The organism is Vagococcus martis (assembly GCF_002026305.1).
Taxonomy (GTDB): Bacteria; Bacillota; Bacilli; order Lactobacillales; family Vagococcaceae; genus Vagococcus; species Vagococcus martis.
Genome location: NZ_MVAB01000001.1, coordinates 141,472 through 164,364 on the forward strand (window position 1 = coordinate 141,472; position 22,893 = coordinate 164,364).

At 35.1% G+C, this 22,893-nt stretch carries 25 protein-coding genes and 1 other RNA gene; 2 read left to right on the forward strand and 24 right to left on the reverse strand.

Going from position 1 to position 22,893, the window contains the following annotated elements:
* The 9 genes from fabK to BW731_RS00735 form a co-directional block, all read right to left on the reverse strand.
* Complete coding sequence (gene fabK, locus BW731_RS00695; RefSeq protein ID WP_079344840.1) at positions 1-975, reverse strand: enoyl-[acyl-carrier-protein] reductase FabK; 975 nt, start codon at positions 973-975, stop codon at positions 1-3.
* A 65-nt stretch (positions 976-1,040) separates the two neighbouring features.
* Complete coding sequence (locus BW731_RS00700) at positions 1,041-1,286, reverse strand: acyl carrier protein (RefSeq protein WP_079344842.1); 246 nt, start codon at positions 1,284-1,286, stop codon at positions 1,041-1,043.
* Between the two features lie 20 nt (positions 1,287-1,306).
* Complete coding sequence (locus tag BW731_RS00705; protein ID WP_079344844.1) at positions 1,307-2,278, reverse strand: beta-ketoacyl-ACP synthase III; 972 nt, start codon at positions 2,276-2,278, stop codon at positions 1,307-1,309.
* A gap of 18 nt (positions 2,279-2,296) precedes the next feature.
* The gene (fabT, locus tag BW731_RS00710; RefSeq protein ID WP_079344846.1) at positions 2,297-2,737 is read right to left on the reverse strand and encodes a fatty acid biosynthesis transcriptional regulator FabT; all 441 of its coding nucleotides are present in this window, start codon (positions 2,735-2,737) and stop codon (positions 2,297-2,299) included.
* 221 nt (positions 2,738-2,958) lie between these two features.
* Complete coding sequence (locus BW731_RS00715; protein WP_233120414.1) at positions 2,959-3,867, reverse strand: YitT family protein; 909 nt, start codon at positions 3,865-3,867, stop codon at positions 2,959-2,961.
* A gap of 30 nt (positions 3,868-3,897) precedes the next feature.
* On the reverse strand, positions 3,898-4,644 hold the full coding sequence (locus BW731_RS00720; protein WP_079344848.1) for an NADPH-dependent oxidoreductase: 747 nt from the start codon (positions 4,642-4,644) through the stop codon (positions 3,898-3,900).
* A 275-nt stretch (positions 4,645-4,919) separates the two neighbouring features.
* Positions 4,920-5,286: a transfer-messenger RNA gene (gene ssrA, locus BW731_RS00725) on the reverse strand.
* A gap of 105 nt (positions 5,287-5,391) precedes the next feature.
* Positions 5,392-8,037 (reverse strand): alanine--tRNA ligase, encoded by a 2,646-nt coding sequence (gene alaS / locus BW731_RS00730; RefSeq protein ID WP_079344850.1) that lies wholly within the window; start codon positions 8,035-8,037, stop codon positions 5,392-5,394.
* Positions 8,038-8,318: 281 nt separating this feature from the next.
* Positions 8,319-9,239 (reverse strand): alpha/beta hydrolase, encoded by a 921-nt coding sequence (locus BW731_RS00735; RefSeq protein WP_079344852.1) that lies wholly within the window; start codon positions 9,237-9,239, stop codon positions 8,319-8,321.
* A 68-nt stretch (positions 9,240-9,307) separates the two neighbouring features.
* On the opposite strand from BW731_RS00735, the gene BW731_RS00740 reads away from it, so the two are divergent.
* Positions 9,308-9,742 (forward strand): GNAT family N-acetyltransferase, encoded by a 435-nt coding sequence (locus tag BW731_RS00740; protein ID WP_079344854.1) that lies wholly within the window; start codon positions 9,308-9,310, stop codon positions 9,740-9,742.
* Between the two features lie 29 nt (positions 9,743-9,771).
* Here BW731_RS00740 and BW731_RS00745 read toward each other — a convergent pair whose 3' ends face one another.
* Positions 9,772-10,209 (reverse strand): YtxH domain-containing protein, encoded by a 438-nt coding sequence (locus tag BW731_RS00745; protein WP_079344856.1) that lies wholly within the window; start codon positions 10,207-10,209, stop codon positions 9,772-9,774.
* A gap of 37 nt (positions 10,210-10,246) precedes the next feature.
* Complete coding sequence (locus BW731_RS00750) at positions 10,247-10,675, reverse strand: DUF948 domain-containing protein (protein ID WP_079344858.1); 429 nt, start codon at positions 10,673-10,675, stop codon at positions 10,247-10,249.
* A 119-nt stretch (positions 10,676-10,794) separates the two neighbouring features.
* Here BW731_RS00750 and BW731_RS00755 point away from each other — a divergent pair, with 119 nt between their 5' ends.
* Complete coding sequence (locus BW731_RS00755) at positions 10,795-11,688, forward strand: mechanosensitive ion channel family protein (RefSeq protein ID WP_143592712.1); 894 nt, start codon at positions 10,795-10,797, stop codon at positions 11,686-11,688.
* A 47-nt stretch (positions 11,689-11,735) separates the two neighbouring features.
* On the opposite strand, the gene BW731_RS00760 is transcribed toward BW731_RS00755, so the two are convergent.
* From BW731_RS00760 to BW731_RS00820, 13 genes are all read right to left on the reverse strand, one after another.
* Positions 11,736-12,863, reverse strand: coding sequence for an N-acetyldiaminopimelate deacetylase (locus tag BW731_RS00760; RefSeq protein ID WP_079348510.1), 1,128 nt, complete (start codon positions 12,861-12,863; stop codon positions 11,736-11,738).
* 17 nt (positions 12,864-12,880) lie between these two features.
* Entirely contained in the window at positions 12,881-13,354 is a 474-nt protein-coding gene (gene cbpB, locus BW731_RS00765; protein ID WP_079344862.1) for a cyclic-di-AMP-binding protein CbpB, read from the reverse strand.
* Between the two features lie 31 nt (positions 13,355-13,385).
* Positions 13,386-13,904 carry a metallophosphoesterase gene (locus BW731_RS00770; protein WP_079344864.1) on the reverse strand — a complete coding sequence of 173 codons (519 nt, stop codon included), beginning with the start codon at positions 13,902-13,904 and terminating at the stop codon, positions 13,386-13,388.
* Positions 13,904-15,262, reverse strand: a complete 1,359-nt coding sequence (rph, locus tag BW731_RS00775) for a ribonuclease PH (protein WP_079344866.1) — start codon at positions 15,260-15,262, stop codon at positions 13,904-13,906. The genes BW731_RS00770 and rph overlap by 1 nt, the downstream gene beginning before the upstream one ends.
* A 3-nt stretch (positions 15,263-15,265) precedes the next feature.
* Positions 15,266-16,081 (reverse strand): glutamate racemase, encoded by an 816-nt coding sequence (racE, locus tag BW731_RS00780; RefSeq protein WP_079344868.1) that lies wholly within the window; start codon positions 16,079-16,081, stop codon positions 15,266-15,268.
* A 146-nt stretch (positions 16,082-16,227) separates the two neighbouring features.
* The gene (gene tsaD / locus BW731_RS00785) at positions 16,228-17,244 is read right to left on the reverse strand and encodes a tRNA (adenosine(37)-N6)-threonylcarbamoyltransferase complex transferase subunit TsaD (protein WP_079344870.1); all 1,017 of its coding nucleotides are present in this window, start codon (positions 17,242-17,244) and stop codon (positions 16,228-16,230) included.
* An 11-nt stretch (positions 17,245-17,255) separates the two neighbouring features.
* Positions 17,256-17,684 (reverse strand): ribosomal protein S18-alanine N-acetyltransferase, encoded by a 429-nt coding sequence (gene rimI, locus BW731_RS00790; RefSeq protein WP_079344872.1) that lies wholly within the window; start codon positions 17,682-17,684, stop codon positions 17,256-17,258.
* A 13-nt stretch (positions 17,685-17,697) separates the two neighbouring features.
* The gene (gene rimI, locus BW731_RS00795; RefSeq protein WP_079344874.1) at positions 17,698-18,156 is read right to left on the reverse strand and encodes a ribosomal protein S18-alanine N-acetyltransferase; all 459 of its coding nucleotides are present in this window, start codon (positions 18,154-18,156) and stop codon (positions 17,698-17,700) included.
* Positions 18,157-18,175: 19 nt separating this feature from the next.
* Complete coding sequence (tsaB, locus tag BW731_RS00800) at positions 18,176-18,904, reverse strand: tRNA (adenosine(37)-N6)-threonylcarbamoyltransferase complex dimerization subunit type 1 TsaB (protein WP_158080131.1); 729 nt, start codon at positions 18,902-18,904, stop codon at positions 18,176-18,178.
* A gap of 118 nt (positions 18,905-19,022) precedes the next feature.
* Positions 19,023-19,751 carry a CPBP family intramembrane glutamic endopeptidase gene (locus BW731_RS00805; protein ID WP_079344878.1) on the reverse strand — a complete coding sequence of 243 codons (729 nt, stop codon included), beginning with the start codon at positions 19,749-19,751 and terminating at the stop codon, positions 19,023-19,025.
* The gene (locus tag BW731_RS00810; protein WP_079344880.1) at positions 19,748-20,800 is read right to left on the reverse strand and encodes a hypothetical protein; all 1,053 of its coding nucleotides are present in this window, start codon (positions 20,798-20,800) and stop codon (positions 19,748-19,750) included. Before BW731_RS00810 ends, BW731_RS00805 begins: the two co-directional genes overlap by 4 nt.
* A 108-nt stretch (positions 20,801-20,908) precedes the next feature.
* Positions 20,909-21,610: a glucosamine-6-phosphate deaminase gene (gene nagB / locus BW731_RS00815; protein WP_079344882.1), complete on the reverse strand. Its 702-nt coding sequence runs from the start codon at positions 21,608-21,610 to the stop codon at positions 20,909-20,911.
* Positions 21,611-21,672: 62 nt separating this feature from the next.
* Entirely contained in the window at positions 21,673-22,872 is a 1,200-nt protein-coding gene (locus BW731_RS00820) for an MFS transporter (protein WP_079344884.1), read from the reverse strand.
* Positions 22,873-22,893: the final 21 nt, after the last annotated feature.

Below are 22,893 nucleotides of genomic sequence, written 5' to 3' on the forward strand. Positions count from 1 at the left end.
CTACCTCTTTTCTATGACCCACTCATTGTAACGACTTGTTAGACATTCAGACGTTTCAGCCATTAATTCGATAATTATTTCTTCACAGGTTTGTTGATCAGTTTTAATCATGCCAGCAATTTGTCCAGCCATCATAGAACTATTTTTTATATCGCCATCTATCACTGCACGTTTAAGTGCACCTTTACCCAAATCTTCTAATCGATCAAAATCAGGGTTTTCTTTCCCACCTTCAAATCTCTCTGCTTTTTCAAAGGTTTGTGTTAATTTATTTCGAAGTCCTCTGACAGGATGTCCTGTTAACATACCTGTTACAACCGTATCAATATCTTTTGCCTTAACAACCTTCGTTTTAAAATTATCATGTGCAATCGATTCTTTCGACACTAAAAACCGTGTTCCTAGTTGAACGGCTTTAGCTCCAAGCATTAAAGCTGCAGCTACCCCGCGGCCATCACCAATACCACCCGCAGCAATAACCGGAATACTAACCGCATCAACTACCTGAGGGACTAATGTCATCGTGGTAGATTTACCAATGTGGCCACCACCTTCCATCCCTTCAACAACGACAGCGTCAGCTCCTTCTTTTTCCATTCGCTTCGCTTGTGCGACAGAAGCCACAACTGGTATAACAATAATTCCAGCCTCTTTGAATCGTTTCATGTATTTCCCTGGAGAACCTGCTCCTGTTGTAATAACTTTAACTCTTTCTTCAATCACTAAATCAACAATGTCTTCAACGAAAGGGGACATTAGCATAATGTTGACACCAAATGTTTTATCCGTTAATTTTCTTGCCGCATGTATTTTTTCTTGAATGACTTCTTTTGGTGCATGTCCGGATGCTATCAGTCCTAAACCACCAGCATTTGACACTGCACTGGCTAATTGTTCCTCAGCAACCCAAGCCATCGCACCTTGAATAATCGGGTATTTTATATCTAAAAGTTGACAAATTGTTGATTTTTCCATCGATCCACCTCATTTTTGGTTTAAAAAAATAGCTATCAGCTGTATATCGCTGATGCTATTATCATTTATTTTGCTTGTGCAATTTGCTTGTCGACAAATGTTACTAAATCTTTTACGGTTACAAGGCCTTCATCTGTCTCAATTTTTACGTCGTACTCTTCAAAAGCGTCCTCAATATCGTTTAAAATTTGGAATAAATCTAAACTATCTGCTTCTAATTCTTCTCTAAAATTAGTCGTTAACTGTACTTCTTCTTCATCTTTTCCTAATTGATCCACAATAATTTCCTGTATTTTTTCAAAAGTTGTCATAATGATTTCCTCCAATGATTTTATAATTTAATTAGTAAACTTCCCCAGGTAAGTCCTGCACCATATCCTGTTAACATGCACAAAGACTCTCCTGATAATGGTATAACGCCCGTTTTGACTGCATCATCCAATAACAATGGAATAGATGCAGCAGATGTGTTACCAAATCTATCAACATTTGATAGAAATTTATCACTTGATATTTTGGTTTTTTTTGCCAATGCCTCTAAAATACGAAAATTTGCTTGATGCGCCAACACATAGTCAATTTCTTCAGTAGCAACAGAATGACTGAGTAAGAGCTCCAGCATATTTTTGGACACATCTCTCATAGCAAAATCAAAAATTTGTTTGCCATTCATTACTAGAAAAGGATAGGTATCATCTATTTGCCTAAAGCGATTATCTCTAGCAATCACATGACCAAACAATGCTTGATGTCTTTTACCATCAGAATGAATCGATTCTGCAAGAAAAGATGGTTGTGAAGAGGTTTTCTCAATCAATACACCACCAGAACCATCACCAAACAATACTGCAGTTTGTCGATCACGCCAATCCACAAGATGACTCATCACATCAGTTCCGATCACTAAAGCCGTCTGATATGATGGATGGCTCAAGTATTTTTCTGCAATAGATAATGCATAAACGAATCCAGAACACGCTACATTGACATCAAAGCACATTGCATTCACAGCACCAACAGATTCTTGAACAACACACGCAACAGATGGTGTCGAATAGTCAGCCGACATTGTTGCCACAATGATTAAATCAATCGTTGTAACATCTATATCTTGACTTAATTTTTTAGCTACTTCCACACTAAGTGAAGCCACACTTTCTGTAACAGAAATACGTCGTTCTTTAATTCCTGTTCGTTGTGTAATCCATTCATCACTTGTTTCTAAAAACTGAGCTAAATCATGGTTTGTTACTCTTTTTTTAGGTAGTGCCTTAGCAGTTTTTGTTATCTTAGGGTATAGCATCCCTGACTCCCTCACTACTTAATAGTATTTTTTTAAAAAATGATGCAAGCTACTGAGTCCTTTGACTAAAGCTTTCTTTTCTTCTTCAGACATATCTTCTAAAACAGCTTCGACCATTTTTTTATGGAAATGCTGATGTACTCGGTAAAATAATCGACCACGATTGGTCAGCTTTAACCGAACAATTCGCCGATCACTTTCACTTCTCACACGGTCAACATAACCCTTTTTCACCAAATTATTGATTGCCACAGTCAACGTCCCAACGGTTATTGACAATTCTTTTGCTACTTCACCCGTTGTTTTCTTTCCACTCATACCAATCGCTTCAATCGTGTGCATCTCTTTAATTGACAAATCAGAAAAATCACTTTTTTTAAGCTCTGTTTCTTCAATCGTCAAAATATCATTAAATACTTTAACCAACTGAGAATTGACAATCGTTATTTTCTCATCCATATACTTGCCTCTTCCTTAAATTGTTTGATAATCAAAGTATATGGGTAAAAAAAAGAAAAAGCAATGCGAAATAGTTTGATAATCAAATGATTTGATAATCAAAGTATATGGAATAGTTTTGTAAAAAGCAAGCATTTTTTTATTATTTTTTATTTCAAGTTATAAACAAACCTCTACAAACATTGATATAACAATGTTTGTGGCTACAAAAAAAGAGAGGTTTACAACCCCTCTAATCGTGATGCTCTGATTTTCTTTTGATCATCTTCACTCCAGAACTGACCATAAACAGTTTGTGTTGGAATGATATTGATAAATGCTTTATCATCCGCGTTGTATACTGCCATCTCTAAATCATATAATTCATAGCGAGTCACAACCATCATAATCACAGCTACTTCTTTACGACTAAAAACACCTGTTCCTGGAAGCAATGTCATCCCACGAACAATCGATTTTTGAACTGAAAAAATCACTTCTTCTGGTTTGTTTGTCATAATAAATGCCGTCACTTTTTGATGACTTGTATGAATCTTATCCACTACTTGTGTTGTACAGAAAATAGAAATGATGGTATACAAAGCCGACTCCCAACTAAATAAGAAGCCCGCTGCACCAATGATGAATAAGTTAATAATAAACATTAATGATCCCACCGTTCTACCGGTTGTTTTTGATAGAACGAGTGAGACTATATCCATACCACCAGTACTAAATCCATATTTCATGGTTAATCCAATCGCTAATCCAGTCAAAACACCACCGACAATAGCATTCATTAATGGATTATCTGTCACTTCTACGACTGGAATTAAAATCGTCATGACTGATACAGATACGACCGTTAATAAACTTAAAATTGTTGCTGAGCGTCCCAATTTAATCCAACCTAGTATGGCAATCGGAATATTTAAAATAAAAATCCAAACCCCTGTTCCAATATTTATATTAAATAGATTTGTTAAAACGCCTGAAATTAATTGTGAAATACCATTAACACCAACAGAAAAAACATCTGCTGGAATTAAGAACATATTAAGTCCAACAGCAATGGCCAAACCGGCTAAAATAATGATTACACCTTTTTTAATTGCTTCATTTTTACGATATGCTTCAGTTATGTTTCCCAAACCAACTGCCTCCCTCTACTCACCTTTTATTTAATCAATGATAAACCCTTGTTTTTCAAGGTCTGACTTAATTTTTAACCGTTTTTCTGGTTTGCGATTCATTCCTGCCGTAACCTGGTTAGTAAACGACTCAATCCGTTTATTAGCATCACGCAAATCATAATAAGTCGTCACAACGTCATCATAGTCTTTTAATTCCTCAACATAATTATCAAACGTTTGGTAAGATTCTTCAAAAAACATGATATCTTGTGGTAAGCGTGGTTTAAGTTGTGGCTCTTGGTCTTTATAACCTATTGCCAATCCAAGAACAGCAAATGTTAACTCTGGTAACTCCAATAATTCTGATGTTTTGTCATTATCGTTTAAAATACTACCTAGAAACACTGTACCAAGTCCTAAACTTTCGGCGGCCAAGTTAACATTTTGTGCTGCTAAAACAGCATCTGTCATGGCTACCATAAAACGGTCCATGTTATGTAACACACTAGTTTCTTGACTATTTTCTACAGCAATTTGTCGATTTCGATATTGATCGGCAACAAAAATAAAAACGTGGCTTGCCTCAGCTACGTATGGTTGGTTACAAATTTCAGCCAACTTTTGTTTCTTTTCTTGTGACGATAAACAAACAATACTATATGATTGCATAAAATTACTAGTTGCCGTATGTCGTGCAACATTAACTAATGTCTCAATGACCTCTTTAGGTAGTTGTTCGTCTTTAAATTTTCTAATACTTTTATGGTTTAATTGTAACTTAATCACGTCATTCATAATAAAACCCCTTTTCTCTAAAATTTCATGTAACTATTCGTAGTATAACATTGGATGGTTTAAAAATCATGATGAACGGGTTAAAATATGCAAAATAAAAGCAATAGAGCTTCTTCTCCTTCTGAATTCAACTGTTCATTTAATTTGTATTATAAACACTTAGATAAGTATCTTTAGTACGTTCGTTTTTTTATGATTCAAAACAAAAAATAAGACTACTAAACTCTGACATATCATTGATACATCAAGGTTTAAACAGTCTTATCTTATAATTGGAATGGAGGCGGCGGGAGTCGAACCCGCGTCCAAACATATTGCCACCTAAACATCTACGCTCATAGTTATCCTATTTGAAATTCGCTCAAGTCTCTGCCGAATAACAGGCCGTAACTTTCGCTAGTCTGATCATCTCTTCTAAATTTTACAGACGGAAAAATTTAGCGTATCCCACTTAATTTGAGACCCTTACTTGAGCACATGGGCGATGCCAAGAGGATCTTTACCCGCTGTTTTTAGGCAGCTAAGGCAAAAGTATTGTTTTCGTTTTTAGCAGTTATATTTAACTGTAACGTTTTAACGTAGACGTAACCTACGAAGCGCAATTCAAGCTCAAACTATGCCTGTCGAATCCGTAACGCCCCCTTATTTATTAACTAAGTTATTATATCATAAATATTTACACCTTTCAATTCATACAATACATGAAAAAAACTGGTGTCACTTAAAAAGTAACAACCAGTTAAATATTTATTTATGTTCTTTAATCCAAGGTTCGACTGCATCAATTGCTGATTGTAACCCTTCTGGATTTTTACCACCAGCTTGAGCCATGTCAGGACGACCACCACCGCCACCACCAACAAGTGGCGCGATTGCTTTGATTAAATCACCTGATTTCAATCCTTGCTCATTCATCTCTTTTGTCATACTTACCAGTAAGTTAACTTTCTCACCTTGAACTAACCCTAAAACTAAAATATCAGATAGTGATTTTTGTTTCCATTGGTCAGCTAATTGACGTAATTGATTCATGTCTTTAACCGCTACTTTAGATGCAATATAAGTCACGCCATCCACTTCTTTGATGTCTTTAAACACATCTTCTGCTTCAGCGTTTGCTAATTTGGCACTTAATTGTTCTACTTCTTTTTGTGCTTGTTTTAATTGTTCTTGTAATTGTTCCACACGTTGAACAGTATCTTTTAGTTGAGGTGCTTTAACAAATTTAGATACTTGACGGAGTAATCCTTCTTCTTCTCTAAAGGCTTCATACGCTTCTTTACTTGTCACAGCTTCGATACGTCGAACACCTGCTCCAATTCCTGATTCAGAAACAATTTTGAAAACCCCAATATCAGAAGTGTTGCTTACATGAACCCCACCACATAATTCGATAGAGTAACCATCAACATTTACCACACGAACATTTTTACCATATTTTTCACCAAACAGTGCCATTGCACCCATTTCTTTTGCTGAATCAATGTCTGTTTCAACTGTGACAACTGGTAAGTGAGCCCAAATTTTTTCATTTACGATTTCTTCCATTTGTTTTAACTCTTCAGGTGTCACTTGCTCAAAATGAGTAAAATCAAATCGTAAATAACCTGGTGCTACAAGTGAACCTGCCTGATTAGCATGCTCTCCTAATACATCTTTTAACGCACGATGTAATAAGTGAGTCGCTGTATGATTTTTTGTGATGCGTTGACGCAATTCTTTATCAATCACTAATTGATACGTATCATCTGTTTTTAATTCACCAAATACTTCTACTTGGTGCAATGATTGGCCATTTGGTGCTTTTTTAACGTTGACAACATTAGCCACTAAATCACCTGTTGCATTATAAATTGCCCCTTTATCAGCCACTTGTCCACCCATTTCAGCATAGAATGGTGTTTGACCAAAAATTAATTGTGCATTGCCTTCAGTTGTCGCATCTTTAATTTCATCATCTTGAATAATTACCATTAATTTAGCATCTACAGTGTCTTCTGTGTATCCCACAAATTCACTAACTACTTTGATGTCAGTTAATAGAGAAGATTGAACAGACATTGACTCTTCTTTCGAACGAGCTGCACGAGCACGATCTCTTTGAGCCGTCATTTCTACTTCAAAACCTTCGTGATCCACACTTAATCCTTCATCTTGAGCCATCTCTTCGGTCAACTCAACAGGGAATCCATACGTATCATATAATTTAAAGATATCTTTACCAGATAAGACTGTTTGGTTAGATGCTTTCAGATCTTTAATTAACTCACTAATAATTGATAGACCATCATTAATTGTCTCGTGGAATCTTTCTTCCTCAGTTTTAATCACTTTTTGGATAAAGTCTTGTTTTTCAACAATTTCTGGGTAATAACTTTCCATAATTTGTCCAACGACAGGCACTAAATCCACTAAGAAGGCTTTATCAATTCCTAATTTTTTACCATGCATCACCGCACGACGAATTAAACGACGTAACACATAGCCACGCCCTTCATTTGATGGCAACGCCCCATCACCAATTGCAAATGACACGGCACGAATATGATCAGCAATGACTTTGAAAGACGTATCTGTTGCACTATCTTTTCCATATTCTTTGCCATCAGACATTTTTTGTGTGGCTTCAATAATTGGAATAAATAAATCTGTTTCAAAGTTTGTTGGAGCATCTTGGAAAATAGACACCATACGTTCTAATCCCATCCCCGTATCAATGTTTTTATGTGGTAATGGTAAATACTCATTATTTTCAGTATGGTTAAATTCTGAGAATACTAAGTTCCAAATTTCTAAGTAACGTTCATTTTCGCCACCAGGGAAGTTTTCAGGATCATCTTCTGCGACATCATTGTATTCTTGTCCTCTATCAAAGAAAATCTCAGAGTTTGGACCACATGGACCAGCTCCAATATCCCAAAAGTTTTCTTCTAGTTTAATGATTGACTCTTTTGGTAAACCTACTTCTTCATTCCAAATACGAAATGCTTCTTCATCATCTGGATGAATCGTCACGTATAATTTATCTTTATCAAGACCATACCACTCGTCACTTGTTAATAACTCCCAAGCCCAATGAATCGCATCTTTTTTAAAATAATCACCAACAGAGAAGTTTCCTAACATTTCAAACATTGTGTGGTGACGTGCTGTTTTCCCAACGTTTTCAATGTCATTAGTACGAATACTCTTTTGAGCATTGGTAATTCTTGGGTTTTCAGGTACAACAGACCCATCAAAATATTTTTTTAATGTTGCCACTCCTGAATTAATCCATAATAAGGTTGGGTCGTCAATCGGGATAAGAGAGGCACTTGGTTCAATTTTATGTCCTTTTGTTTCAAAAAAATCTAAAAATAATTGTCTTACTTGACTACTTGATAATTGTTTCATTCATATTCCTCCTAAAATAATAAAAAAGCACCCCTTGCAGCCAAGGACGTTTACCGCGGTACCACCTTGATTGCAATGATGCTCTTAACAGTCATTACCTCTTTTGTTTCTTAACGCGAAAACACGTGATAGCTTTTATCAAAGTCATAAGGGAGCATTTTTAAATTAATTGTACTTTTTCACCATATAAGTACTCTCTGATTGTTTTGTCATTTAAAAATATATCCTTAAGTAGCAAATAAATTATAAAGAAAAAAGCTCTACCTGTCAATGCTTCTTAGCTATTTGGGAAAATACTTAGCTAAAAAGTTTTTGACTGTTTTCTTATATTCTTCGGGATGTTTTTTTAAAGACTCCGCATGTTTAGCTCCTTCAAAAATAACTAATTCCTTAGGTCCCTTTGTTGCACGATAAACTTGATACACCATGTCGGTAGGAACAAAATCATCTTTATCACCATGTATAAATAATACTGGTAACTTATTTTTCTCTAATTGTTTAACAGCACTAGCTTCACCAAATGAGTACCCTGCACGTAGTTTTGTATAAGATGAAGCTAGTGGAATCATTGGAAAAGACGGTAAATTAAACATATCATTTAATTGAAAAGCGAGTTCATTTTTCACAGAATCATAGCCACAATCCTCAATAATAACTTTAACTTGTTGTGGTAAATCTTCACCACTTGTCATCATCACAGTAGCAGCACCCATGCTTAATCCGTAAAGCACAATGTTAACATCAGTGCCATACTCTTTCACCACTTCATCTATCCATCTAACATAATCTTTTCTATCTAACCAACCAAACCCAACGTACTTGCCTTCACTCTTGCCGTGTGCCCGGTTGTCAGGTACTAACACATCAAATCCTTCATCATAAAAAAGCTGTGCATATTGCCCCATATAATCACTTTTCCCCATATAGCCATGAACTACGATAGCAACCTTTTTACTTGGGTTATCGTGCGTTACTTTTTTAGCGACTAAGTTCAATCCATCGTCACTTTTAATCGATTCTTCGCTCAAATGATTTTGAGCAAAGTGCCAATCTTTTTCTATTTGTTCTTGTTTCACATCATTGATAAAATCTTTCTTCCCAGCAACAATGGCATAGTTAAATAGATAATTAACACCTGCACCAAGACCTATCACGATGATCATAACGCCTACAACGATTCCATAAATCAAGACTTTTTTCATACTTACCTCCAAAATAAAGATAGTAGTATGATACACTGAAACTATCTATTTGAAAAGGAGATCGTCACATGATTCAAATTGTCTTTAACAATGCACCTTGGAATAGGGCTGCATCTTTTTTTCTAAGAACACTCGTATTTGTCCAAGAACAAGGTATTTCTTTAAAAGCTGAATTTGATGCATTAGATATTGATAGTACGTTTTACATCGTCATTTATTATGATAATACGCCTGTTGCTACTGCTAGATACCAACAAGACGATGAGAAAACGCTTCGACCTGACAGATTATGCGTGCATAAAAATTGGCGAAAACAAGGGCTAGGACGACGTTTAATATTAGAATTAGAACAGATAGGGCGAAAACAACATTGCACCTTATCTCGTATACATGGTGAAAAACAAGCGGTAGGATTCTACCAAAAGTTAGGTTATAAAGTTGTTTCGGATGAATTTATAGAAGATGGCATTATTTGTGTCTTACTAGAAAAAGAACTACATTAAAAAAGTGAGCAGATACCCGCTCACTTTTTTTATTTGCTTTCTTCGATTACATCATAAAGATCATCTGAAATATCATCAGTGCTTAAAACGATATCATCTTCAACAACAGGTTTTACAGCTGATTTTAATTTTTCGGAATTAGCTTGAAAATCTTGACTAATAGTTTGAGTTTTATCTTTTAGGTTATCAAATAATTCAGCTGAATTATCTTTTACTTGTGATAATTGCTCACCCACCCAAGGGTAATCGGCTGATTTTTCTTTCGCTAATTCACTAAATTCTGATGTTTTTTCTTGTGCTAAATCAACAAACTCACTGGCTTTACCATCAGAAATATCATCTAATTGTTCCATTAAATCTTTTCTCAATTTTTTACCACTTGTCGGTGCAAGGAGCAACGCTGCGGCTGCGGCTGCTGCACCTCCAATTATCGCTCCTGCTAAAAAGCCACTTGATTTCTTCGACATAACTGTTCCTCCTAATGATTTTTACTTAAATATATTACTATTTATGTTTTTTAAATAAATGTGACGCAGTTTGAGCGGTTTTACCAACAACGGTCGCTGTGGCAACTGTTTTACCTGCCTCACCTACTTTAGCAAGCATCGCTTTACTTGAGTCATTCAACTCAGAAACACTCTCACTTAAATCTGCCACCGCATGAAACAAAGGATCAATCGTTTCAACTTTTTGAGTGACATCTGCCAATAAGTCATTGCCAATAACTAATAAGTCTTCACTTTGTTTTAGTAAAATATCAACGTCTTGTGTTAATATAGCGACTGTTTTATCTGTTTCATCTAAAATACCATTGACTTTTTCCATTGACTTCGTTATATTCTTGTTTAATTGTAATAAAAAAATAACTAGCACCACGACTAGTACGGCAAACGCAACAGCAGCAATTATCGCAGCTATTTCTGTACCTGTCATATAAAACATCTCCTACCTTTCCTGTAAATAACTATCATTAGAATACCATTATCTACTTGATTTAACAACAATTTATACATTATGATATAGTAAGAAGAAATAAGAAAGGTGTGTTCATTTTGCAAGAAACTACCACTACTTCCACAACACCTGAAGTAATTACCGAAGCAGCAAAAAACGTGCGAGGTATTAATCGCTTTTTTAACCAGTTAGACTGGAATAAGATTATTGCATCGGTTATTAATAAAGCTATCCTAATCCTTGTCGTCATCATTTTATTAACGATTATCCGCAAAATCTTATTAAAATTAATTGATAAGTCTTTTACAAATAAGAAAAAAGACAACTATAGTGAAAATAGAATGCACACATTAAGAACACTAACAAAAAATGCAGTCCAGTACACACTGTTTTTTATAGGAATTTATTCTATTTTAACGATTTTAGGTGTACCTGTTGGCTCGTTGATTGCCGGTGCCGGAATTGCGGGGATTGCCATTGGTCTTGGTGCTCAAGGCTTTATAAATGATGTTTTAACTGGTTTCTTTATTATTTACGAACGACAGTTAGATGTTGGAGATCATGTTGTTATTGATAGTATTGAAGGTATCGTTAACGATATTGGCTTACGAACAACACAAATTAAAAGTTTTAATGGAACGATGAACTACATCCCAAATCGGCAGATACTGATTGTAAGTAATTTATCGCGAGGCAATCAGTTAGTGGTTGTGGATATTCGAGTTGACCCAACAGATGATATTGATCGCATTATGGATATTATGAAATCCATCAATAAAAAACAAATCATCAATATTACGGATATTCGTTCAGAACCAACAATCGTAGGATTAGTTGATTTAGGAAGCGGTAATTTTGCGATTCGTTCGAATGTTTATGCTATTAGCGGCTCTCAGTTTGGTGTTAAAACTCAAATGATGACGGCATATATAGAAGCTTTGACAAAAGCAGGAATTAAGTTACCGACTACACCGATTAATTTAAAAGTATAAATTAAACCACGCGATATCCTTTCTTACTAGATATCGCGTGGTTTTTTTTACTTAGCCAACGCCACTAAGTAGTCTCCTATAACAGAAACAGCTTTTTGAATAGCTTGTTCATTTGGATTAAATTTCGGATGATGCAGACCATACTCGCTATCAACACCTAACCATATCATGGTACCTGGCATTTGTTTCAGTATATAACCAAAGTCCTCTGCTGTCATTAGCGGCTCAGATGCTACCAGTTCAATGTCAGGACGTAATGATAAAAAGTCGATTAATCGTGTGGTTGTCGCATCATCATTAACCACAGGAACATAACCTAAGTCATCAAACTCGATAGACACATCACACTGAAAACTTACAGCTATTCCGTTTGCTATTTCGTTGATTCTTGAAGTGACTAAGTGTGTCATGTCATGAGTCAACGTTCTAATTGTGCCGCTTAATGTTGCTGTCCCAGGTAAAATATTACTAGCAAAACCTGCGTTCAATTCACCAAATGTTATAACAGCTGACTGCATCGGATTCACATTGCGGCTAATTATGGTCTGTGCTTGTTGAATGAATGAAGCAGTGGCCACTATCATATCATTTCCTTCATGTGGGAGGGCTGCATGACTTTCTTTTCCAGTAAACGTCACTTTAAAACTACTGTCTCCAGCAAACATAGTTCCTACTGCTGTTGCTATCACGCCAACTGGTAAATCAGGATTGACATGTAAACCATACATCTCATCAATCTTAGAAACATCTAAAAATCCATTATCCGTATATCTTTTGGCACCACTTTTATTTTCTTCAGCTGGTTGAAAAAAGAACAAGATATCTTCTTTTAACGGTTGAGCAATCACCTTATCTAGTAAGCCTAATGCAATCGTCATATGAATATCGTGACCACAAGCATGCATCACTCCTTCATGTTGCGAAGAAAAAGGTAAATCCGTCTGTTCAGTAATCGGTAAAGCATCCATATCAGTACGCCACCCAATTACTTTAGTCGGTTGACTTCCTTTTACCACTACAATAATAGCTGTGTCTTGTACCTTTATATCTAGTTTTTCTTGGGGTAACTCTGCTATTTTGTTTAACAAATACTCTGCTGTTTGAAACTCTTCCATTCCAATCTCTGGAATCTGATGTAGCTCTCGCCTAATCGTGATTAGCTCTTCTTCTGTCATTTTTTTCATATTTTCACCTAAGTATTCACTTTTTCAATCACATCGTATTCTATTTCAAGTTCATGAGCCAAATGGTTCACAGCTTTTAGTATCTCTTTTCTTGTGATAATTCCTGTGAATTGTTTTAATTCATTTACAACAGGAATAAAACTATCATTAACTAACAAATGAAGTGTTTTTTCTAAATCTAGTGGTAACGAAATCATTGGAATGTCTGTATCCATGACATCTACCACTTTTTTATTTGCTAAATTTTCAGGTTCTAAATCTTCTATTCCAAACATCTGGTCAACTACTTGAGATAAAGATACTAAGCCAACTAGTTGTTCCTCTTTATTTAACACAGGAACGCGGGAGTAGCCAATTTTAGTTAATACTAAAAGTGCATGTTCAAGTGAATTTGATTCACTTAATGTTGCCACGTTATCAGAAGAGATTAAAAAGTCGTCTTCATTTTCCAGTAACATCTTTCTTACGGTCGTTCCAATCATATTGTCATTTCCTCCATACAAGCTAAAAATTTTAGTTCATTGAAAAAAAGTGAGTCAGTTCTTTTTGTAATTCATGTCGTTCATTATAGTATTCTACTAAATACCCATCTTCTTGGTGTGTGATAATGGCATATGTTTTCAAATAGCTATATTTACCACGTGGTTGAGAAATACTACCTGGATTTAGGAGTAAGATATCATCTACCATTGTCGCAAATAATTGATGCGTGTGCCCATATAAGATTATATTTGCTTTCATCTCCTCAGCTTTATAAAGCAGCTGATCAAACGTCATATTCACATGAAACAAATGCCCATGAGTTAATAATACGTTGTCTTGTGTGGTATCGATTAATTTTACATTGTCATATTCATTATAGTAATCACAATTTCCTCGAACAACATGATAAGTTGACCAAATATCGCTCTCTGGTGATAATTCTGAATCACCACAATGGAAAAAGTAGTCCACGTCATTTAGCCATTTTGCTTTTATGTCTTCTAAATAAGATTCAATTCCATGATTATCGCTCACTACTAAATATTTCATTAGTTTTTCTCTCCCAACCAAGCATCGATTTTTTTATCCAATTCTTTCAGAGCTTTTGCACGATGGCTAATCTGATTTTTTTCTTCAGATGTCATTTCTGCCATTGTTTTATCCGTTTCTGGAATAATAAATAATGGATCATAACCAAACCCATTATCTCCACGTGGAATGCGTCCAATGACTCCTGGTAGCTCTCCGGATACGACTAAACTTTCTTTCCCTGGCTCGCTTAAAACAAGTGTACAGTGGAATTGTGCTGTTCTTTCTTCCATTGGAACGTCCGTTAATTCATGAAGTAGCTTAGCATTATTCGCCGCATCACTTTTTCTCTCACCAGCATATCTTGCTGAATACACTCCTGGTTGACCGCCAAGTGCATCTACTTTCAGCCCTGAATCATCAGCTAATACCAAACAATTCAATTGATTGGCTATTCCTTCAGCTTTTAATCGTGCATTTTCTTCAAACGTCTTACCAGTTTCTTCAATGTCTTCTATTTCTGGAAAATCTAACAATGTTTTGATTTGATAACCTCTTGCCTTAAATAACTCGACAAATTCTTTTGCTTTTCCTTCATTTTTTGTCGCGATTAACAATTGATGTTGCAACACTGGTTCTTCATGTTTTTTTGCAACATTGCGCAAAGCTAGTGCATTTTTTTGTAGAAGAATCAGTTCATTGATACTTGTTTCAGCATAATCAAGTAACTCATTTAACTCGCCTCGTGTAAAGGTCGCTTCTTCACCGGTTCCTTGAATTTCGATTAATTCAAGTTTTTCTGTCATGACCACATTGCAATCAACCTGTGCAGTGGAATCTTCTTGGTAGTCTAGATCAGTAATTACTTCGCCATATGAGTTTAACCCCACACTAATTGCAGCCAAGTGAGACGTAATCGGACTTTCAAGTAACTCGCCTTGTTGGACTAATCGATCAGTCGCTAACTTCAACGCTAAAAACGCACCAGTAATACTTGCTGTTCTAGTTCCACCGTCTGCTTGAATCACATCACAATCAACTACAATCGAACGCTCTCCTAATTTTTTCAAATCAATGACCGAACGCAAACTACGACCAATCAAGCGTTGAATTTCCATTGTTCGACCAGTAAGCTTTCCCTTGCTGCTCTCACGTCTGTTTCGGGTATGTGTTGCTCGTGGTAACATGCTATATTCAGCCGTCACCCAACCAGTCCCACTATCACGTAAAAATGGTGGCACATTGTCTTCAACTGTTGCATTGACAATGACTTTTGTATGACCAAAACTAACTAAAACTGATCCTTCTGGGTAATCTAAGTAATCTAATACAAATGATACTTTTCGCATTTCATTATTTTTTCTGCCGTCATGTCTCATCTTCTAATCTCCTATGTCTGTAATATCTACATGTTCCACTGATATATCTTGAATTGGCAACCAATCAGAACTAATGGTTTCAAAATTTCGTACAGAACCTGTTGTAAAAAAGCGATGTTCTTTTTTGTCTGAATTAGGCAGAGCTGAAATATCATAATAGTCGAGTAATACACTGACTTCTGTAACTGTTTCAGCACCTGAATCAATCAATTTAACTTGTTCTCCCATTGCTTCTTTAATAAATGGTTTTAACAATGGATAGTGAGTACACCCCATAACTAACGTATCAATATTTGATGCATTAAAGTGACTTAATGTTTCATTTACCACTTTTTTAGCAATATCAGATTGATACTCATGACTTTCAACTATCGGGACAAACTTTGGACAAGAAAGACCCAACACATCAACATCCAAAGATTTACGTTTAATTTCTTTTGTGTATTCCTCACTATTTATCGTTCCCACTGTTCCAATAATCCCGATACGCCCATTGTGTGTTTCACGTAACGCCGCTCTTGATCCCGGAACAATCACACCAACAACCGGTATATCTAGTGTTTTTTTTATTTCTTCTAACGCAACAGCTGTCGCCGTATTACAAGCAATCACAATCATTTTGACATCTTGTTTTAATAAAAACCGTACCATATCCCATGTGAATTCTTTAATTTGGTCAACAGGACGTGGCCCATAAGGACATCTTGCTGTATCTCCCACATAATAGACGGTTTCATTCGGCAGTTGTTTTAATGCTTCACGCACAACCGTTAATCCTCCTACACCTGAATCCAAAAAACCGATTGGCTGATTATTCATAACATCTACCTCGTTCTTTATATAGTTCATCTAAATTCTATTTTCCCTTTATTTTGGATATATTTCAAGTTAAAGCATCAAATTTTAATGGTTTATTATGTCTTTTGTAGTATAAAAAAAGTAACAGTTTCCTGTTACTTCTTCTTTTATAATGTTAAAGATGGTTTGGCATTTAAATGCATATCTGAAAAGTGTTGCTTTTGGTACTCTACATACGCAGCTGCACCAATCATTGCGGCGTTATCTCCACACAATTTTATTGGTGGTACAATTAGTTTAACTTGTGGTAACACTTGGTCTAGCTCTTTTTTTAGACGATTTCTTAACCCTTTGTTCGCTGCGACCCCGCCAGCAACGACTAATTGTTTTACGTTGTATTCTTGACAAGCACGGATTGTTTTATCAACTAAAACATCAATCACACTTTCTTGAAAACTTGCGGCTAAATCAACGTCACATAACTCTTCATCTCGTTGCTTCGCATTATGGACAAGATTAATCACAGAGCTTTTTAAGCCACTAAAACTAAAATCATAATGATCTTCTTTTATCATCCCTCTTGGAAAATGATAACTATCCTTGCCTTGATGAGCTAATTCATCAATTTCTTTTCCACTTGGATAAGTTAACCCCAGCACTCGACCAACTTTATCATATGCTTCACCAGCTGCATCATCTCTTGTCTCGCCGATGATGTCAAAATCTCCATGTTCTGTCATATAAACAAGCTCAGTATGCCCACCACTCACTAACAATGCCATTAGTGGAAATTCTAGTTCCTCTATCAACTGAGCTGCATAGATATGCCCTGCCATATGATTAACTGGTATAAGTGGTAACTCATTCGCCCAAGCAAATGATTTTGCCGCTGTAATCCCTATCAATAATGACCCAACTAATCCTGGTCCATATGTGACGGCCACTGCTGATAATTCTTCTATTTTGACACTTGCTTCTTCCATCGCTAAATCAATACACGCGATAATTTGCTCCACATGATGACGGCTTGCCACTTCTGGTACGACTCCGCCAAACCGTTTGTGACTATTTATTTGAGATGCGACAATATTTGATAATACGTCACGACCATTTTTTACAATCGCGACACTCGTTTCATCACAGCTACTCTCAATAGCTAATATATAAATATCCGTTTGTTCCATTTTTTCACATCCTAAATCTCTAACTGCATCATCACAGCATTATCTGTCGGATGATGATAATAATTTTTTCTAACACCTAATTCTTTAAACTGATGCTTTTTGTAAAATCTTATTGCTTCTTCATTTTGACTTCTTACTTCTAAAAATAAATGAGATACGTTGTTTTGTTTTAGCAACTCACATGCTTCAGTTAAAAGTGTACTTGCTATGCCGTTATTTTTATAATCTGGCAGTACCCCAATTAATAATAATTCTGCTTCATCTAATACAAATTGGCAAATAATAAATCCTATTACTTTGTCGTCTTCAATTTTTACATGCGTGATACTATTTTTTTGAGCTAATTGAGCATAAAATTGTGCTTCAGACCATGGACTCCCATACTTAAATATGATGTCACTTGATTCAGATAATCGTTTTGCTAACTGTCTATTATCCATCTAGACTCACTTCCTAGAACTTTAATCGCATTTCAATAGCATCTTCTCTTGAAGAAAGGTAATAACCTTCTTTAATACCTACCTGTTCAAATCCAAATGATTGATATACAGAGATAGCTTGTTGATTAGACGCTCTCACTTCTAAACTCATTGAGTGACACGATAAATTTTTTGCTTCTTCTTTCAACTCGTTTAAAAGCGATGTTCCAATACCTTGGGACTGATATTCCGGTAACACAGCAATATTGGTAATATGTGCATCATCACACTCAATTCTTATCCCACCGAAACCAACTAATTGATGATCTAGACATGCTTTTATGTAACGACCGTATTTCTTCTTACTAAGTTCCATCCATAAAATAGCGGTACTCCAAGGTGATTCACCACCATAAACATGTTTAAGTACTTGTTGAAATGCCATAATATCGGTTACTTTTGCTAACTGAAATTCTAACTTTTTCTCAATCACACTGCCACTCCTCTACTAGTTAACTTAATCGTTCAACGTAAGATTGTGGTTCTACTTCTTTTCCTTGTTGTTTCTTTAGCCATTCTTCTTCTGCTTCTACTTTTTTTAGATAGGTTGGAACAAATCCATTCACATCTTCTATTTTTTCTAATAAACAAGACATATCTAACATGACAGCCGGATTAGATGGTTGAAGGATAACCTCAATATCGGCATTTTCACTTAAATCATTAAATTTTTCTTCTAATTTCCCGTATTCTTCTGCGATAAAGACCAATTTTTGTCCTTGTTTTAATAACACATCTAGCCACTCATCAAATGAAATATATTGATCAGGCAACACATTAATCAATTGGTTATGTTCATATTTATATGCTCCTGTATATAAAAAACCACGACGTGCATCTATAAAAGGCACAATCAGCTTATCTTTTTCCTGACTATTTTTCGCCAAACAAGCTAATGAGGACACAACGTATAAAGACGCCCCTAAAGTCCAACTTAATGTCTTCGCTGTTGTAACCCCAATACGCAATCCAGTATACGATCCTGGGCCTTTTGCCACAATTATCTTATCTATATGTTTAGGTGATAACCGACTTTCTTTCACACAAAAGTCAATTGCTGGCATCAAGGTTTCACTGTGATTTTTGCTAGCTTGACTATAATATGAGGAAATTACCTGATTCTCTTTTCCAATTACGACACCTAGTGTTTTATTTGATGTATCAATACCTAGTATTGTCATAGTTATACCAATCCTTTTTCTATTTTTCTGTTTCATTGTAGCACAAAAGACAATCTTCTTGTGTTATTACAAGCAAAAAAAGAAAAAGAGACTCATTGTTCTCTTTTCCTTTTAGGTATTAATTGACCGGTAAATCAAAAAAATATGATAATAATAACAGTAGAGCACCTAATATATTATTAAAAAAATGCACCATCATCGAATCTACTATTCGACCTCGTGAGCAATACGCCCAATACATTAACGCTCCTAAAGCAGCATACATCGCAAATGAAATAATATTGGACGACAAATGAACAGCTGAAAACGCCAAAGAGGTTAATATCATTGGTACCCAATACGGCATATTTTTAAATAGTAATGTTGTAGGCAATCCTCTAAAAATAAGTTCTTCTAAAATCGGGGCTTTAACTGCAACGATAATTGTCATGATTAACACATAATAAATGGTTTGATTTGGACCAAATAATTGCGCTATCGCATCATCATTTGCACTTTGGGCATCGCCATAGATTAATTGCATTAAACCAGTCCCTATTAAGACAATGACTCGACCAATTAAAAATATTTTAAAAGCTCGCCAAATATCTTTTTTACTTAAACTGATATCAGTATCCTGTGATTTATTTTGATAAAAACGCCAAATAAACCAAATAACCGTACCTAAAATAACCAACCAACATAAGAATAAGATGATACTTACACCATTTGACTTTTTATTGAAAATTGGTTCAAAAAAATTAAGAACTAATGTTGGTACGTCGTTTAATAACAACATCCCCAAAATAATCAATAGTCCAACAATAAACAACCCGACTTTTTTTATAAAGACAACAACTTTTTTCAATATCTAATCTCCAATTCATTTTTTAATAATTCTAACGTAAACAACCAATTATCTCTCGATTTATTAGAAGCATTATCGTGTATACTCACAATCATTTGGTAATCTGTCTCTGTTTTCGATAAGTAATAATCAAAATCCATTGTATACAACCCTCTTTTATGAGAGACTGTTAAAGAAAAAATATAATTAATCATTAGCCAAATATCTTGAGGTCTTTTCGTTTGAATCACAACATCATTTGCTTGTTCCATATCATAAGCAAGTTTAGATTCTTTAAAAAATGGCAAGGTATACTCACATAAAATCTGTCTATCTTTATTCACACGTTTACCAACTAAAAAACTATGACCATAAAAATAATTAAACTGTGAATAGTGTATCTCATAATGCGTATATAAATCAACTAATTGGACCATCTGATCGATGAGAAGATTAGTCATGAATAAGGTTGTATGTTCTTCAGGAAAAAACAATCCGACTTCTTTATCTTTTTCTAATGGTGACAATTGATACCCCCAACTGTCATTATTCAAGTTCAAACGGATGAAACGTCGCGTTTTCTTCAAAAATGCCGAACCAGGCTCATAGGTGCCTTCATTTTCAAAACACAATGGACATTTTCCATGCATTGGAGCATCAAATTCTATTCCATAACTTGTTTCTTTACCTCCTGATAGATACCCATTGATCTGATTAAGCCAATAAAGATAGTTGGTTGCTTCTAATGGTGATCTGTCAAACTTTTTAGCAAACATCGCATTCACTACTGATGGTGGTGGCATTAGTAACTCCATTATACTTTGTTTCAACTGATCAATGTCTTCCTCAGTTTGATACTCATTCGCTTTATTATCCTTCGCCATATCAACTATTATTTGACATAATTCCTCTGCCGTCATATTAGAAACTTGATTGATATTATTAGAAGAGACAATGACCCCTGTCATGTCAGTGAGCTTATTTTGTATATAAGCTCGATCTGTTTTCATCCATCCCCCTGATTCAATAGCTAAACTGACAAAATCATAAATTACTTGAGAGCCTTCCATACTGATTCTCCTTTACTTATTTAACTATTCAATATTATAAACTATTTTTATAAAAAAAACCTGATTTTTTAAAGAATTTTATCCTTTAAAAAAAACAGATTTCTGAAATTATAGTTTACTTCCTGCCTCTTCATCCACAATAATAGTCACATCAGGATGAACTTGTAAAGCACTCGCTGGAACTAACTCTGTAATAGGTCCTTTTATTGTTTGGTAGATGGCTTCAGCCTTTTTAGTTCCGTACGCTAATAAAATGATTTTGTTGGCTTGCATAATCGAACCTATTCCCATTGAGTAAGCCTTAGTTGGCACTTCAGAAATATCAGAAAAATTACGGCTATTCGCCTCAATGGTTGATTCCGTTAAGTTTACTTCGCTTGTTTTTCCATCAAATGACGAGCCAGGTTCATTGAATCCAATATGTCCATTTTCACCAATACCAAGGATTTGAATATCTATAGGGTGTGACTCAAGGATTGCATCGTATCGCTCACATTCTTTTTTAGCATCTGTAGCTAATCCGTTAGGTAAGAACGTTTCTTTAAATGGCTTTTTATTAAATAAATGCTCTCTCATAAAGTAATGGTAACTTTGCGGATCATCTGACCCCAGTCCCACATACTCATCCAAATTCACAGATGTCATATGAGAAAAATCAACATCACTTTCTACCATTTCTTTATATAACGCTTCAGGTGTACTCCCTGTCGCCAGTCCCAATGTTTTAATATTTTGTTTCATTGCTTCTTGAATCATATCAAATGCAACTTTCGCACCTTCGAATTGATCTGTTACTTTAATGACTTTCATGTCTATTCCCTCCAGTAATGGTATAGTCCAATTATACCTTTAAAGAAGTATTTTGACAAGTCTTAAACGAGCGTTGGAAATATTTTTTGATACCTTGTTTTTATAACAATCGATACAAAAAAACCAATAAATGTCACAATCCCATTAAATATAAACACATAATATAAACTAAGTTCACTTAAATAACCCGTTAAAATAGGCGTTACCATAACAGAAAACGAGGTAGCTAATGTGTAATAGCTTGTCATACGCCCCTTATTCTGAGGAAACATCTCTAAAAATAACGACAAGCTTAGTTGCCAAATACCACCTGAAGCAAACACCCCTACACTAAAAGCAACCAGACGAATTACGGGTGGATAAGGAAAAATAAGTAACATCATTAATGAACAAAAAGAGAAAAAACTACACCCTACAATCATATAAATAGGTTTAATATATGTTTTAACTAAATAAGAAGTTAAAAAAACCGACACAATAGATCCAATACTGTAGATACTAATAAGCATTAACGATTGTGTTCGACTCATATCTCCCACCTTCTCACCAAAATCAGGCAACCACATAAGTAAAATATTAAATGTAGAAACAGATGTAAACCCAAACACAATAGAAGAAAGACCTTCAATCATAAATTTAGGCTTTGTAGCCATCAGACTGTCATCAAGTATTTTCTCTTTTTCAAGGACCATTTTAGTGTTTGGAAATACCCGATACCACATATTTAGCCCATTGCACACTAAGATAATGAAACATACTATAAAACTATAACGATAGCTTAAATCCCTCATTGTTAAAAAACTCACAAAAAGTGGTAAACAAAATTGACCAACAGAAATGAAAAATTTATTTAATACACTTAAAAATGCATGTTTATCTGGATACGCTTCAATTAACGTTGGGTATGTCCCTGTGTCTAAAAAAGCATTCGCAAATCCCGCAAACAAAGTGACGAACAACGCACTTAATAAATTTTCACAAAATAACATGCCTCCAAAAAATACAGCATAGCTAAACATCCCAAGCCAAATAGACATCTTTCGACTAAATTTATCAGATAATCTACCAGCCAGTAACAAACTAACGACACGACCCACTCCAATAAACGAGATAACTAATGAAATACCTTTTGTATTTGTATTAAACTGGTTCATCAAGGAAGACATATTTTGTGTAATAATAATAGTCGCCATACCTTGTAGTATATAATTAATATATAACGATAATATTGTCATGTTATAAAGGTTTTGTTTCTTTTGCATTAGTTATCTCCTTAATGTTTA